The organism is Candidatus Acidianus copahuensis, assembly GCF_000632495.1.
Lineage (GTDB): Archaea > Thermoproteota > Thermoprotei_A > Sulfolobales > Sulfolobaceae > Acidianus > Acidianus copahuensis.
Genome location: NZ_JFZT01000021.1, coordinates 42,130 through 57,435, shown reverse-complemented (window position 1 = coordinate 57,435; position 15,306 = coordinate 42,130). Strand labels below are relative to the sequence as shown.

16 protein-coding genes are annotated in these 15,306 nt (G+C 33.6%); 5 read left to right on the top strand and 11 right to left on the bottom strand.

Features of this window, described 5'->3' with window-relative positions:
* Positions 1 to 995: 995 nt before the first annotated feature.
* Together CM19_RS03605 and CM19_RS03600 are read right to left on the bottom strand one after the other, a co-directional pair.
* The gene (locus tag CM19_RS03605; protein WP_048099093.1) at positions 996 to 1,325 is read right to left on the bottom strand and encodes an Sso10a family chromatin protein; all 330 of its coding nucleotides are present in this window, start codon (positions 1,323 to 1,325) and stop codon (positions 996 to 998) included.
* A 613-nt stretch (positions 1,326 to 1,938) separates the two neighbouring features.
* Complete coding sequence (locus CM19_RS03600; protein ID WP_048099092.1) at positions 1,939 to 3,243, bottom strand: outer membrane protein assembly factor BamB family protein; 1,305 nt, start codon at positions 3,241 to 3,243, stop codon at positions 1,939 to 1,941.
* A gap of 674 nt (positions 3,244 to 3,917) precedes the next feature.
* On the opposite strand from CM19_RS03600, the gene CM19_RS03595 reads away from it, so the two are divergent.
* Positions 3,918 to 4,634 carry a sugar nucleotide-binding protein gene (locus CM19_RS03595; RefSeq protein WP_048099091.1) on the top strand — a complete coding sequence of 239 codons (717 nt, stop codon included), beginning with the start codon at positions 3,918 to 3,920 and terminating at the stop codon, positions 4,632 to 4,634.
* Here the strand turns inward: CM19_RS03595 and CM19_RS03590 are convergent.
* From CM19_RS03590 to CM19_RS03570, 5 genes are all read right to left on the bottom strand, one after another.
* Positions 4,603 to 5,244: a uracil-DNA glycosylase gene (locus CM19_RS03590; RefSeq protein ID WP_048099090.1), complete on the bottom strand. Its 642-nt coding sequence runs from the start codon at positions 5,242 to 5,244 to the stop codon at positions 4,603 to 4,605. The two genes, CM19_RS03595 and CM19_RS03590, sit on opposite strands and share 32 nt — an antisense overlap.
* 133 nt (positions 5,245 to 5,377) lie before the next feature.
* On the bottom strand, positions 5,378 to 5,914 hold the full coding sequence (gene crn1 / locus CM19_RS03585; RefSeq protein WP_048099089.1) for a CRISPR-associated ring nuclease Crn1: 537 nt from the start codon (positions 5,912 to 5,914) through the stop codon (positions 5,378 to 5,380).
* A gap of 22 nt (positions 5,915 to 5,936) precedes the next feature.
* Entirely contained in the window at positions 5,937 to 6,149 is a 213-nt protein-coding gene (locus CM19_RS03580; protein ID WP_048099088.1) for a zinc ribbon domain-containing protein, read from the bottom strand.
* The gene (locus tag CM19_RS03575; protein ID WP_048099087.1) at positions 6,149 to 7,270 is read right to left on the bottom strand and encodes a thiolase family protein; all 1,122 of its coding nucleotides are present in this window, start codon (positions 7,268 to 7,270) and stop codon (positions 6,149 to 6,151) included. Before CM19_RS03575 ends, CM19_RS03580 begins: the two co-directional genes overlap by 1 nt.
* A gap of 288 nt (positions 7,271 to 7,558) precedes the next feature.
* Positions 7,559 to 8,233, bottom strand: coding sequence for a TIGR00266 family protein (locus tag CM19_RS03570; protein ID WP_048099086.1), 675 nt, complete (start codon positions 8,231 to 8,233; stop codon positions 7,559 to 7,561).
* A 330-nt stretch (positions 8,234 to 8,563) separates the two neighbouring features.
* Between CM19_RS03570 and CM19_RS03565 the strand changes: the two genes are divergently transcribed.
* The 3 genes from CM19_RS03565 to CM19_RS03555 all read left to right on the top strand — a co-directional run bounded on the left by CM19_RS03565 (position 8,564) and on the right by CM19_RS03555 (position 9,882).
* Positions 8,564 to 8,983: a DUF3211 domain-containing protein gene (locus CM19_RS03565; RefSeq protein WP_048099085.1), complete on the top strand. Its 420-nt coding sequence runs from the start codon at positions 8,564 to 8,566 to the stop codon at positions 8,981 to 8,983.
* A gap of 138 nt (positions 8,984 to 9,121) precedes the next feature.
* Positions 9,122 to 9,427 (top strand): hypothetical protein, encoded by a 306-nt coding sequence (locus CM19_RS03560; RefSeq protein ID WP_048099084.1) that lies wholly within the window; start codon positions 9,122 to 9,124, stop codon positions 9,425 to 9,427.
* Complete coding sequence (locus tag CM19_RS03555; RefSeq protein ID WP_048099083.1) at positions 9,424 to 9,882, top strand: DUF2173 family protein; 459 nt, start codon at positions 9,424 to 9,426, stop codon at positions 9,880 to 9,882. Before CM19_RS03560 ends, CM19_RS03555 begins: the two co-directional genes overlap by 4 nt.
* Here CM19_RS03555 and CM19_RS03550 read toward each other — a convergent pair whose 3' ends face one another.
* The 4 genes from CM19_RS03550 to CM19_RS03535 form a co-directional block, all read right to left on the bottom strand.
* Positions 9,883 to 10,224, bottom strand: coding sequence for a hypothetical protein (locus tag CM19_RS03550; RefSeq protein ID WP_048099082.1), 342 nt, complete (start codon positions 10,222 to 10,224; stop codon positions 9,883 to 9,885).
* A gap of 275 nt (positions 10,225 to 10,499) precedes the next feature.
* The gene (locus CM19_RS03545; protein ID WP_235185611.1) at positions 10,500 to 10,952 is read right to left on the bottom strand and encodes an HPP family protein; all 453 of its coding nucleotides are present in this window, start codon (positions 10,950 to 10,952) and stop codon (positions 10,500 to 10,502) included.
* A 1,357-nt stretch (positions 10,953 to 12,309) separates the two neighbouring features.
* Complete coding sequence (gene sor, locus CM19_RS03540) at positions 12,310 to 13,236, bottom strand: sulfur oxygenase/reductase (protein ID WP_048099080.1); 927 nt, start codon at positions 13,234 to 13,236, stop codon at positions 12,310 to 12,312.
* A gap of 666 nt (positions 13,237 to 13,902) precedes the next feature.
* Positions 13,903 to 14,355: a hypothetical protein gene (locus tag CM19_RS03535; RefSeq protein WP_048099079.1), complete on the bottom strand. Its 453-nt coding sequence runs from the start codon at positions 14,353 to 14,355 to the stop codon at positions 13,903 to 13,905.
* Between the two features lie 58 nt (positions 14,356 to 14,413).
* On the opposite strand from CM19_RS03535, the gene CM19_RS03530 reads away from it, so the two are divergent.
* Complete coding sequence (locus CM19_RS03530) at positions 14,414 to 15,229, top strand: helix-turn-helix transcriptional regulator (protein ID WP_160164859.1); 816 nt, start codon at positions 14,414 to 14,416, stop codon at positions 15,227 to 15,229.
* Positions 15,230 to 15,306: the final 77 nt, after the last annotated feature.

The following is a 15,306-nucleotide window of genomic DNA, read 5'->3' as shown; positions in this document are numbered from 1 at the left end:
TGAACGATGACAACTTTAACGTGATTTGCCCTTATTTTGAAAATTTTATCTTAAAAATCTTTTACATAAAATGTAGTTTCTATTACTTCTTGTAATGATCTATATGGCTTTGATTGAAAATAATCTATATACAGAATTAATGGAAACAATAACTATCATCTAACTATTTATATTATATGTCCTCATCCTATCTTTGTTATCTCTAACGTCTCATCAAAGGAAACTGTGTTATATTCGAGAAGTTAGAACTCTTTTTAACTTATACTATTTATATGCGAATATTACATAATTTTATCTTACTATATATTTATATTGAGAAAACCTCCACATTTGATCTAATACCGATATTTCATGATCAAAAGCATAAGGAAGAGGGAAATAGAGAGAATCAAGATCTTTCACTGAATGAAAATACAAAGGAGTTTTCTTATCTCTCTTCTCTATACATACGACGAAGTGGCGTTTCATGGAGAGGGATGAGAGGGAGAAGGTTCTTAAATATATCTATAATTACCTCTCAAACCTCAAGTTGTGCTTCATGAACACCTGTTATGTCTACAAGCTACATAACTTGATGTGGCGAGATAGCGTTATCATCACCTCTTAATCCCACTCTCAGTCGGACGCACTCCACTTCATTGGGGTGAGGATGTCAAGTATGTCTCGTGTTAGATAATTCTTAGAATTACTCGTTAAGAATATCCGAAGTCATATTAACGTGTTGATTAGCCTTTAAACATATTTATAAAGCGCTAACAACCAAATTAGCCTCATAATCACAATTAGGACAATTGAAAATGCGTTAGTTGTGCTTTCTTGAGACTATACCACAATTAGATCATGTCCCTAAGATATCCATTCTTACCTTGATCTTCAGTCCTCTTAATCCCTGAAGAGATAATTAGACTATATTATTCCTTGTTTTATTAGGCAATAATTCTAATTTTATTCTTATTTCAAAAATATAAAGATTTTTTATTAGAATTATAATGAAATTAGATTTTATTCAATAAACTGTTGATATTATTTTCAATTACCTTTACTTCTTTAACAAGCCGACTAAAATCTGAGTAGGCCTTTAATAAACTCTTTCCTTTTTCTGTAAGCAAATATGTTTTCCCATTAAATTCAACAAGTCCATTTTCTGAAGCGGTGCCTAAGTACTTCTTTACCAGGGGATAACTTAATCCCGCACAATACATTATTCTAGTTATTGATTGATTGTTACTGCACATAACAACTTCAAGCAATATTTCTAATTGTGTTCTTTTTTTTCTATGTTTAAGATAAATCTCTAAAGTACTGTATCCATCAAATCTATCCATGATATTTTATATGCCAAGTGGACATTTATTAGTATTACGATAAATGTTTTCTAACATAAGTTTATATAGACGTTACATAATGAATTTTTTACTTACTAGTGAAAGAATATTCCATAGATATAATATTATATAAAACTAAACTAAGAAAGTACTTATGGGCTCATAATTAGTTTGAGTATAAGTTGAGAGGACTACTTATGATAGTTCCTATTTCTTCTCAAGTAGAGAATTTCAGAAATTCTGATCTAACCTCGCCTCTCTATAGTTCTCAAAATTTTTTTTAAAAAAATATAACTTTAATTTAAAATACATACAATGGACTGAGAGATTCCTTATTTGTAGATCACATTAAAGTATACACAAAGAATCTACACATAAAATATTTTAAAAAACTTGTTAATATTATCTGGGATGCAGGTAGCAAAAATCTAGGTGAACTCGTGAGAACCCTATATAACACAGCCTAACACAAGCTTTACAAGTATAATAGATTTAAAGGTGAACTAACTAGACCTTTAGATCTGTGCTATGTATCATTTATGTTTTATATTTTTTATATTAAAAATTTTATAAATAAAATTAAACTTTTTCAAGACTTATATTTAATTTCACCTTAAATAATATAGTTTATTGGAATTGTCTCAATTATACCATTTAATCCCCACAATATCAATGTATTGTTTGTTACTATTACGTTTCCTGGTCCTGACATAATTTCCGTATTAATTTCTTTTACAAACGTCCCATTTAAAGACAGTACGAAAAGTTCCCCTTGACCATTAAGGATAACAACATACTTGCCCTCGAGGATATTGGCATTTGCTGTTGTAGGCCCTGTGTAGAAAGTCCAGAGGATATTTCCATTAGTTAAATTAACTGCATATAGAGTGCCATTGGTAGGAGTGTCGTGAAACACAATATCATCGTAAATCGTAGGTGGGGGAGATTCTAGATTTGGGGGTATAGAACCATCGCCTTCATAAACAGTCCAAATTAACTTACCATTACTAGAATTTATTCCAGTTAAGTAATTAGCTAAGCTAGTGTTTTCATCTATTAACCTAGTGTATGATGTTACAACAATTCCGTTAGCGTAAGCCGGAGAAGAGTCATCAAGACCTCCTGTAGCGTTTAATGAATCCTGCCATAATATTTTCCCATTGCTAGCATTTACTGCATAAAATGTATATGGATGCGCACCGCCAAAATAGATCGTTCCATTTACTAGTACTGGAGAAGACATGCTAACGTAAGAGCTTATATTTTCTATCCAACTCAAATTTCCTTTAATAGTTAGAGAAAATACTTGATCGTTTCCATTAGCTTCTATTATATTTCCATTATAGTAGACTGGAGTTGGCATATCCTCACCAGAAGTCGGAAATCTCCACAAAATTTTTCCAGCTAAGTTTAATGCTACTAAACAATTTACACCTGTACCCCTTATCACTCCTCCTGTTAGCGAAGAAATGTTATAGTAGTTAGGAAACTCATTATTTCCTAGACCAACTATAATAGTGTTATTTACTATGATTGGTTGAGTCATGATTTGATTAGGAAATTGTACTTCCCACATCAATTTTCCAGTGATCAAATTTATTGCTACTACACTACCTATATTCTCCTCAAGACCTCTACTGGACATATTCATAGGACCTGATGTTGTTAGTATTAACATATTTCCTACAATGCTTGGGGGAACTATAATTGCCCAATCTACATTATCCTTAAAAATACCAGTAGATACATTAATAATATAGATATGATTAGGGTTTTCCTCAAATTGAACTATTGGCTGAACAGTTGGTTTGGATGTTTTCTTGAAAGATAATATATGAACATAAGTTAGTGAAACAGTAATTGACCCGATAATAATAATTGATACTACAAAGAGAAATAAAGCCAATGTCCTCTTCATAGAACTTTTCTATTTAGGAATGATATGCTTAAATTATAAACTTTATGGTGTTAATAAAAACTTTTTCTCAATTTTTATCTTTATGATAATAAAAGAGGAATTTTTGAAATATAAATGTACCTAATTAAATAAGGCATTTCCTATTAGCGAGAAAGTGATCCGCTCCGCACTTCAGTGCAGAGCTTCCTGCTTCATCGTTAACTCTTGCCTTGGCTTTAAGAGGGGTCAACTCCACAGGATCTAAGGTGACCCCACACCGGACGGGACAAAACGTTAATGGAACCAACTAAATTGCGGTCTGCGACGTAACCACAACTTTCAAAGTAAAACCGAAAGATCAGAGTAGTTGATAGTGTCGCCAAATCATGATAAATAGTTCAGTTAGGTCATAATAAACGCGGTTATTAAGATTTTATCATTAATGGTCAAAACTATCGAATAGTTCACCGGAAATTAACGTACTATATAAAATTAGTTTATTCTAATTTCCGATATAGATTTCAATTTTCTAGATAATTAATATTGTTATTTAAAAATATGGAAGTATAGTAACTTTTGTATACTCTAAAGAGTATCCTATTTATGCATCATTTCTTAATATTATGGAATAATTAAGAACAAATGGTTCTAGATCTTAACATAGATATTTTTAGTTAATAGTCTCATGTATTCAAATGATTGCCGTAACAGATGAAGGAGAATTAGCAAGAAATTTAGCTTTATATCTTGATGATGAAGTTTCTATAATAGATACGCCAAAAAGAGTTATAGAACTTAAACCCAGAGTGGTTATTCACACACTTGAAGCAAAAGATAACAAATCAACCATGTGGAACAATAACGTTTGGTTTGCAATAAATGTGGCAAGGAACGCAAATAAATTAGGCGCACTTAATGTATACATTTCCAGTTATCTTATATTTGATGGAAAAAATGGATATTACTCTGAAAGCTCTACTCCATCGCCAATAAATTACTTCGGTATGACTAAATTAGCCGGCGAGACTGGTATAGCATCTCTTGGAAATTACCTAATAGTAAGAGCTGGGGCCATTTACTCGATGACTTATGATGGAATAATAAGACCTTTTATAAGGTCATTGCTCAAAAGGCATAAAGCCAATTGTAATGATGACTTTTTCCTTTCTCCAATATCAGTTAAGGAATTCTCTGAAATAATATCTAAGCTCATAAAACTTGATGCGAGGGGAATAGTTAACGTGGGAGGAAAAAGAATTTCGTTTACTGATCTTTGTTATAAATTATCCGAAATACTAGGAGGTTCAGTAGTCCCGGTGAAAGGAAAGTACTATGATTTTTCTATAGACACGTGGTTGTTAGAAAATCTAGGAATTTCTATTAGAGACCGGCAAGAACCTTTGCTTTTCTGAGAACCTCAATCCAACTATCCCAAGTTAACCTTCCAGTTCTAGTGTTTTGCATACTTGGGTGATAACTTGAAACTAGTGTTATTGGCCCTTCACAAACTTTGCCGTGAGAAAAACTACATTCCAGTTTTAGCACACTAACAACTGAGGAAAAGGCTATTCTTCCTAGGACTAGGATCACTTTTAATTCATTTAGCATGGAAATTTCCCTCTCTAAAAAAGGACGACAGATCAATATTTCTATGGAATTTGGTTTATTCTTTGGAGGAACACATTTTACGGAATTTGTCAAATATACTCCTCGTAGGACTAGTTGGTCTTCTTTTGAGGTTGACTTCTCCAAGTTTGAAAGACCTAGTTCGTAGAGTCCCTTTATTACCCATTCACCTGAAGAATCTCCCGTAAAGACTCTACCCGTTCTGTTCCCTCCATGAGCAGCTGGGGCAAGACCAACGATCAGAAGTTTTGCCTTTTCATCTCCAAAGCCCGGTAAAGGTTTTCCCCAATAATCCCATGAATGGAATCTCCTTACTCTTCTTTCGGCAATTTGCTTAGAGAAGTTTCTTAGTTCACATCTATTGCATGAAACTATTTCATCGAATAGAAGACTCATCACAATAGTTCTACTACCTCTTTGGCTCTATTTTCACATTTCCTAGAATGTTATAAAATTTTTGACCAATAGTGTTTGAGGATAAATTGGTTTTCTATCGCTACACTTTTCCTTTTTTATATCTCTCTTCTTCTCATAGATCAAATAGTATTGTCTTAGCATTTTTACTTATCATGTTACAATAATCTTCTTTCAATGTTTCTGGGCAATTAGTTTCATTTATTTGAGGAATGTTACTAATTTTTGATAATCTTTCATTTATCTCTTTGTACTCAGATTGAGGAATTATTGACGTAATAATTTTTGCTTCAGCTTCGCGAGCCATAAGTGCTGCTGCAACGCTCATTCCTTTTCTTCCTCCAGTAATATCTACAAAGTCATTTTTCTCTATTTTTCCAGATAACGTTTCCATAAACCTCCTTAAATCTTCAGGTGACTCTATATCCCTTATTCCGCTTGGAATTTCAGCAATCTGAATTTGTGGAAATTCTTGCTTAACACAGCAAGTAAAGAGAATCTTTACGACTTCCCATGCCTTCTTTACTGATTTATCTTCTGTAGTGATTATATATATATCTGTAATTTCTTCATTCATTTCTTTAACAAGGAAATTAAACGTTTCAACTACTCCTCCAGGAGATGTTCCCAAAGTTGCTATTAGTTTAGCCATGTAATCAGTTTTCGAACAAAGTTTAAATATTTTCAATTCTCTTAAATCCCTTGACTCCTTTGTCCTCAACTAAGCATAGAGTGTATTTTTCTGGAAAACCTTCTGGAGTCGCATATAATTTCCAACATATCTTTTCGCTTAAACTCACTTCGTCTTTAATAAAGGAAGTAGACCTACAAACTGGACAAATATATCTTCTTGTGAATGATATATAACCACAATTATTACACTTCATCAAGGTTCATCACCATAGATTATAACAGATACAGAATTTCCAAAACCAGCCATACTAAGCGATAATCCTAATCTATGTTCCTTTACTTGCCTTTGGCCTGCGTCTCCTCTTATTTGGAGAAAGCATTCTACTGCCTGGGCTATCCCGCTAGCCCCAATTGGATGCCCTTTTGAGTTAAGTCCCCCACTTGTGTTTATCGGAATTTCTCCATCTATGTCGGTATCTCCTTCAATATAGGCTTTCCATCCTTCTCCCTTTTTTAGAAGTCCGAGTTCTTCTGCTTCAACTATTTCCAAAATCGTTGCCATGTCGTGAAGTTCTGCAAAATCTACCTTTTCCTTTATGATTTTGCCTGAATTCCTTACTGCCCTCAAAGATAAGATGTCTTCTCTAGAAGAAATGTTACTTGTGTCAGACGAAATCTTTGTTCCTTTAATGTATACAGGCTTCTTTGTAAAACTCTCCGCCTCTTCATCTTTTGTGAGTAGAATTGCAGCTGCCCCATCACTTATTGGAGTGAATTCGTACAGTGTTAATGGTTCAGCTATCATAGGAGATCTAAGGACCTCATCTAGGCTAACTTCTTTCTGTATATGTGCATAAGGGTTCATAGAACCATTTCTGTGATTTTTTACTGCTACCATCGCTATCCCTTCTCTTTTTGCATTATACCTTGAAACGTATTCTTTTGCCATAAGGCCAGCCAATGAAGGTAAAGTTAGACCAACATCCCTCTCTTCTCTAGGTAAGAGAGAAGCTATAATAGAAGTCACGTGTTTAGTGTTCTTTTCAGACATCTTCTCTACTCCAACTACTAGAACTCTTTTAGCTAATCCAGAATCTATTATGGTTTTTGCTATTAAAAGAGCCGTTCCTCCACTCCCACTAGTATTATCAACTCTAACTGAAGGGACGCTGTCAATCGACAGATAGGTAGTAAGAAGATTGTTTATTCCAGAAATTGAATTAAATTCTCCAGAATAACTGTTAGAGACGACTACAAAGTCGATCTCGTCATAATGCTTTCTAATTATATCAACTGACGCTTCTGCAGCTAAGTCCAAAACGGATTCCTTTCTTTTGCCAAACTTAGTGAGACCTACTTCAATAATTGCGACCATAATAAGGCAATATATATGTAGATTAAAAGTTTAAACTACTGTGACGTAATATAAATATTTACATAAAAATGAAAATTATAATCAAAAACTTATATTTTGGGCACTAATATCATATATCTTGGTTATCTATCATTATGATCTTATTCGGATCAGATGTATATAATCTCATCAATTTCTCAAGATCAAGCCTTAAGATATTGTTCGACTTCGTTACTCTAAAATTCTAACTAATATGAACTTTTTTGTTAAAAATATATTGAAAAGAGATTTCTTTTTGTTTAGAGAGCTTTAGCTATGTGGTATCATTTTGGCTATAGATGCTGCTAATTGAAGTCTAGATACCGCGTGAGCCCATATCATACCAGGTCCCTCTATTTCTACAAAAAATATTCCTTCTCCCTCAAGACCAGATAGTAACATTGTTTTTAGACCACCTACTCTCGCTATACCGTATCTCATTCCTTCATTAAACGCAAGTAAGTGTGATGCCTCAATCTGGATCTTTTCTCCTGGATTCAAGTATCTAGTTATAACCCCGCCTACTGCATGAATCCATACTCTTCCACTACCGCTAAATTTTGCCATAAATAACCCTTCTCCTCCTAAAATTCCAGCAGTAAGTCTTGCTAATGTGGCTCCATATTCCACTGAGCTCTCTGCTGCTAAAAACGAGCTATGCTCGACCAATAGTGAAGAATTGTTTAATGGAATCTCTATTATTTTCCCTGGTAAAAAACCAGAGAAAGTAACTTTACCCGGGCCTTTTACTTCTGTCACAAAAAAGTCCGATCCAGTTAACGCTCTCCCTAATGCCTTAAGCAAGCCTCCCCTCATTTTCATCTCAAAACTGACCGTAAAGTCCTTAGAAACTAGATGAGCTGGCTCTCCATATATTAAATCTTGAGGTAGGAGATCTGCCTGAAGGTATTGCATATCTTCTCCTATAATCTGATATATTGCCATATCATATTTTCTGAAAGCAAATATAAATTCCTTATAGGCTTATAGAATCAGTATTACAATAGAGAACTTTAATTTAATGTTTTAGTACATATTTCTTGGAAAAAATATATTTACTAGACTATGAAGACTGAACCTTTAAAGACTGTATTACAACTGGAAGCCTCGCTCTTTAGAGCGGGGAGGAGGTCAGATCCAAAGATTTAGACATTGACTGATTTTTAAGAAAATTTATCCTTTATCATAAAATCCGATTTAATTTATTCACATTTAACGAGGCCTTATTAAAATTATAATTATAAAACTTTTATTCCTTCGTTCAAGTAGTTATATATGCAAGTGGAGAAAGAAATCCTTTACCCCCATGAATTCGAACCTTTAAAGACTATTCTTTCCGATCCTACCTTTGTTTTACCGAGGGTTTTCCCTCCTATAAAGAATACCCGCTTTAAGGAAGGTTCATTTGAGTCAAATGGTAAGTTCATGGGAATGCAATTTAATATAGAGGGAAATTACTACATAGGAAGCGAATCGGTGACCTATACGTTTATTCTAAAAGCTGGTAGATGGAAGGGAAATGGAAAATTAGTTATCGAACTGAAACCTCAACAGAGGAAGATAAATGTAAAATTCTCTTATGAAGGTTGGATGGACACTTTATCTAAGACGTTCTTTATGAGTAAGTGGTTTAATGATTTTGCCTCAAAACTAGACGAAGAGGTTAGACTAGAGAGAATAAGGAGGAAAATTTAGTTAAATTTATTTTTAATCTTTTTTTAAAAAATTTAGCTAATCATAAAACTTCTAAAAAATTTAAAATCTTCTAAAACGCTATAATTCTAAGAGAAACATTTATTAACTAATTTAGACAAATATATACATAGATTAACAATGTCCTACGAAAATATTCCAGGATTGATTGGTGTTTATCGGCTTAGCGGTGAAAAGATGATAAAAATTACTGGTAAAGATCTAAAAATAGATCAACAGAAAATGATAAACATAATCATGGAAAACATGAGAATAGGGGACGACGAGGCAAAGAGAATAGGTCTAGGATCTTTAAGAGGATTCGCAATGGTAGTTGATAACACTGGAATACTTTACTTAAATGGAATTCTTATTGTAGTAGACGCTAGGAATACTGATTGGTCAACCATAATTAGGGAAGCAGAGAGAGGGGTGATTGCAGCATGAAAACCAAGGGCTATTTAGGTCATGTCAGAATAAGTCCTGAAGGGAGGGTAGTTGAAAGCGATGTAAGCAATTCGGAGGAAATAGCTAAAGTAATAAAGTTTAATATAGAGAAAGGGAATGAGGAAGCCAAGGAGTTAGGATTCTCTAAACTTAACGGTTTCGCGATGATAGGATCCGATAAGAGTCTAGCTTTCATGAAGAACTTAGCAGTTTTAGTGGATAATCAAAAAGTTGATTGGCAAGAACTGTTTGTAGAATATGTATACAATAAGGTATGGATAGCTATAGGTTCTATATTAGTGATTATTTCTGTGATTCTATACTATTTGGCTATTTTCACTCCTTTTATGAACTATTTTGCACCAGAGCCTAGGCTTTATCTTCCAACTATACTAATCTTAGTTGGTGTAATATTCTTAGGTATGTCTAGAACTAAGTTCAGTTATAGACTATAATTAATGTAAGTTTTGTCTATTTTTTTCTTCAAAATCCTCTAAAGTTAAGCTCATTCTTTGAACTTCTAATGAAGAGAGTAAGTCAAGTAATTTTCTCATATATGTTTTTACAAAGTAATAAACCTTGTAAGATCTGAATAGTTCCTCATTTCTTGAGACCTCTTCAAGGTACTGATCCGGATCGTAGTGGATGACGTTAAGGAAAATTCCATCTACTTCTACTGTAGAGGGAACTTCTCGCTTCGTAACTAAGAGAAGATTATTTTCCTTTATTCCAGCTAGCATAATATACCATCTGTCTACTTTATCTAAACTCTTTAGGACTAACTCTTTCTCATCCATGGATAAATGATATCTTTGAATAGCTAAATTTTTTCCTGCTTTTAGGAGAATGCTAAAGAGCGAGGTTTTCAGTTATAACCCTCTCTATGCCTGTAGGAAAATTGACAATTATTCTTATAAATGTCATAATTTAAGCGAAACTGTTATCGACAGCAAAGAAGCTATACTGCATAGAGTACGAGAAGACTTATGTTTCGAGAAAATGAAAGAAGAGATACATTAATTACTGAAAACATAGGGTTAAGTCTATTACGCTATTTCTAGAACAGTTTTGATTAATCTGTTAATTTGGGCTCTAAGAACCTTGTAAATAAATAATTTACAGTTTCAATAATAATAACTCCAGATATTATTGGATGAATCAGAAAGAAGAATTTAACCTTTTCCAAAACTCCAAGAAAAGTCGCAAGTATTGATGGTGGATGTTCTATATCAAAGGATATCTGTATCAAGAAAGATAATATTGATCCAACTACTGCAAAAAATATACCAGCCAATCCAAAGAATGAAAAGATTATACCTATTGTGGCGCTTACAATATAACTTGTTAATATAATTATACTTCTATGTAATCTCCAATCAGGATCAGGATATTTTGTAGCTGCTGTTGCAAGGAATGGAGGAAGAATAAACGCTGTTTTAGTTATTATAGTTATCCAAGTTAGAAATAGAATAGATATAATCAGGTTAAGTAAAGCCATTAATTTTTTGACTTTATTCTTTTTCACTTTTCAATGTTCATAAACCTAGGAAAAAAATTTGCCTTATCTCTTTAGGGGACAGTAAAGCGATTTCAGATTCTAGGGTAACAAAAGGCTCTTAAGGCAATTACATAATTTTCATGACTAACTCCATCTAATGACGTGTACTGCACTAAGGAGTGGGATGATATGTCTGTAGGGATCTATGCTGTTGATCCAGATTCCTTGATCCCACACTGGAGATGGCTATGCTACTAATTAACGTGTAGATGAGAAAAGCTCTTAGAGGGATAAAGTACAGTAAACAACATAAAGCCCTCTAGGGACAAACGGTGGGAAAAAAGACCGCGAAAATGGAAATGAATAGCCCCTTCTAGAGGTGAATAAGTCTCGTTTCTCATTAATGATCTGATGCATACCGTACTTCAGATTTAGATCCTATGCCAACCATCCAGGACTAAAGGCTTAAAAAGGTAGTTAAAGTTAGAATACTAAATATGCAACGGGCTTAAGGTAGGTATCAATCTATTTTTATGAAATGAACGAAAAGGACTAAATAAGACAAGTTAAGATGATAGTCCTCGAACTGAGAAAACAGGACTAGAAGTATCAATAACTCTATTCTCAAGAAGTACAAGCTATCAATGATCGTTATTTGAAGCATTAAAGGGATTCTAGATAAACAGGTAAATTTCCCAAGGGAAAAGAATGAAAGAAGTTTGATGTTTAAATAATATAGACTTCTAACAACTTTAGATAGACATTACGTGGAAAACCCTAAGCGTTTGAGAAACTGCTAGAAAGGTTGAAGGGATTTAAACAGTCACTATCTATGAAGGTCAAAGGTTCTAAAAACTTTTAGAAGGCGAAAGTTATAATATCTAAAGTTTTGTAAAAATATTGTAAATTTCCGTTGTGGCTTATACTTCAAGATAGGGAAGTTTCTTGCTAAGAACTATGACGACCTAGTCATGGAGGATATATAAGTGAAGAAAATAGTTTCAAGTTCTACTAGACTCCTCCACCTTCATTTAGATGATTTTAGCTTTTACGAGATGAGAGAGATACTAAGGTAGCAGATGGAAAAGTATGAAAAGGAATTCGAATTAGTCAAGCCCATGTACACTTCAAGGAGTTGTCCTTGTTGTGATTATGTTTTTTTTTTTTAAAAAAGAATATGCGTCTTTCAGAGAGAGTTTTAGTCTATAAGAGCTGTCGTTTTCACTGCCGACTGTAGTTTTGTGGGTTCTCTTAATATCATCTCTAGTGCGGGGTGGGATAGTCCTTAGTACATGTAGAGTCGGCCCCCTTTATCTTGGCAAAAACCAAGGCAAAGGTTAACAATAGCGTAGTAAGATCGAAAGGTCGGTAGTTCGCATATGGTTTATCCGTTGAGATATTCTCTCCAGAACGTTCCTTCCATTATTGGATTAATTATTCTAATGTACGGACCATATATTAGGGTATCTAAAGCTTGGTCATGAATGGCCCTGTACTCTGGGCTTAGCAGTACTCTTCCCATACCGAACTGTAAAGCGTCTTGGTCAGCCCATTCTACATGAACTATGTAGTTTGGAGGTGTTGGTTTCGCTTCTGGAGGTTCAAATATAGTGCTATTTGGATCTGGTTCTAGTGATCCAGGAGTTTCTAAAAGTTCATGCAACCCTTTAGAACCGAACTGAAAACTTCCAATTGCTGAAACTCCAATTTCCTTTAATACCATCGCTCCTAGAAATCCTGGTGCCCTTTTAAACATTTCCAGAGTTTTTATTATGGCGTCCTCAAATTGTTTTTCCTTTCCAGGTTTTACAGTATGTTCTGCATATGCAACGACTCTTTTTCCATATGGTTGAGATATTGCTGGTATTTCCATTGGTTTTCCTTCAGCAAACTTTCTTCCTACAACTTCGGTAAAGTCAGTCATTTCAGTGTTTATTGGCATATTAGCATAAGTTATCTCATATAGTGGTTCCCAAGGTCCCCAGATCATCTGAGATGCGCATGAGAAGCAAAGTCTAAATAGGTAGGACCAGTTTTGTCTGTGCATTTCTTCATGATCCTTCCAGTCCTTCCAGAATGTATATTGCAATACTCTTACAGTGCTACTTTCCTTTGTCATGTCCATCTTAGCTCCTCCATATCTTGTCCCAAAAGGTAAAACTCCAATCTGTATATGGTTCTGGAATCCTACAAATCCAGGATGTCTAGCAGTAACCATACAAACTTTTGGACCGACTGAGGCAAACATTTCGAAGGTTTTTGGTTCGTTTCTAAGATCTGCCATATTTATAGCTACATATGGTTTAGGCATTTTTGTTCACTAATATGTTCTCTTGCACATAGTTTATATATGTTTTTTCATAAAAACTATATAAAGTATAACTTGGTACGAATAAAAAAATTGTCACAAGTGAAGAATGAGGAATAATATTTTATTATATTTTAATACTGAAATAAAAGAGCCTATTTAAGGTAAATGAGTGAATGGAGAAATATGAACTAGATTTAATCCTAGGTTCTTACTTCTGAAAGCGAGTGATCTTAATGTGATTGATATTGCGAAGTAGAATTTACAAGTATACAACAAGTTATGTCCTTAAAAGATACAAATGGAAAACAGGGAATCAAAGTTGTCAATAACGGCCCCCGATTAAGATATCAAGTAGTTTGATAATCACGTGGACAAGATTCGTCGAAAGGAGGACAAAACAAAGAAACTGAATGTTTTACTCCTAGATCAACGTCAAAATGGATAAACTTCAAGGGATCATTTTATGTCGGTCTATAACATAATTGAGAGAGAAATTCCCCGTAAACTTGCCCTTAAATAGTAATAGAATGAGCTAAAGAATTTGTATAATAATACCTTTATAATATATAATATAAAAATAACTTTAAATGATATTCAAGGATCAATTTCGCACAAAATATTAGTAAGGTATAACTAATTATATAAATTAATTTTATATTACAGTTTTTAATCAGTCTCACCATCATTAAGTGGAGTGTAATAGAATCCAACAAGATTGAGTGCCATTTCTGCTGAAGATATATTCTGGTATGAAAGACCTGTGAGAAATATGGTCAGTTTTTCTTCACCGTGTAATTTCACTATTGCTTGTGTTTGATTGAGTGAAAGGGATATTGTATTTCCATTATTAAAATAGATAATCACGTAAACCTCATTGAATACTGAAGAGTTAGGTCTAATTCCTATAACATATTCGCCTTTTTTCTTAACATGAGTATGTAATTTCTCTTTAAAGGAAAAGTGATATAGTTGTGAAGAATTCTGATTTTTTACGTGGGCAATTGATGGGCTAGCCATCGTGTTTCCATTATGTATAGCGGTATATAGTTCAAAACCTAAAATTACGTTGGCAAGTAAAGTTACTACTATGAGAGTAAGCATGACAGATTGTTTAATCATTATTCTTTTATTCGGCTGTTTCAAATAAAAGACTTAGTTCCAGATGAACAGTGAAACTGTGAAACTGTGTCTTTCCATTTTTAGAAAAATGGCTTTTGCGCTAATTATATTTATATTTCTAGTACATTTCACCCCTTCTTTTTCTATTTCTAGCCAGGATTCAACAATTACTGTATACTATAATGGTACGGTATATGCAAAATTATATGGTATATCTAAATTTAACATAATAGGAGATAATATATCGAGAATAATTGTTAAAGGTACATCATTTATATTAAATTCAAGCACTCTTTATTTTAATAATTCATCTAAAATTATAACAGTTAGCTATAGAGCATCATTTCCAGAAGGTGTCATTGAAATAAATGAGCCATTTAACTCAAGTATTTCCGTTTTACTGCCATCTACTTTTACGCTTTCATATATTAGTCCAGAGCCTACTTCCTTTGAACTTTCTGGAAATCTGTATAACGTCACTTTTTACTCTGGAGGGGTCGAAATTTTGTTTACACCATCCAACGTTCACAAAGAAACTTACGATTTACCATTAATAGGTATACTGTTTGTAGCTAACGATACTATACTTGGTTACGCCATCTTTTCCTTGATTAAAACAAAATCAAAAGAGAAGAAGGAAGAGGAAATAGACTTAAAGGAAGAGGAGTTAAACGAAAGAGATTTAGCGGTCCTGGATGCGATAAAGAACGGTGCGTCAACGTTACAGGAAGTTATTAAGATTACTAAGCTTCCTAAATCTACTGCCTATAGAAGAGTAAAAAAACTGGTAAAGCTGGGTTACGTGATAGAGGCTAGAGAAGAAGGTAAAGTGAAGTACATACTTAACGAAAAGAAAAAGAGAAATCATGAATAAAATTGTATTTTTCTTATTCCAAATGTGTTCCGGAACCTGTTCCTTTTATAGATTAACGTCAATGTTTTTCTTAGGTG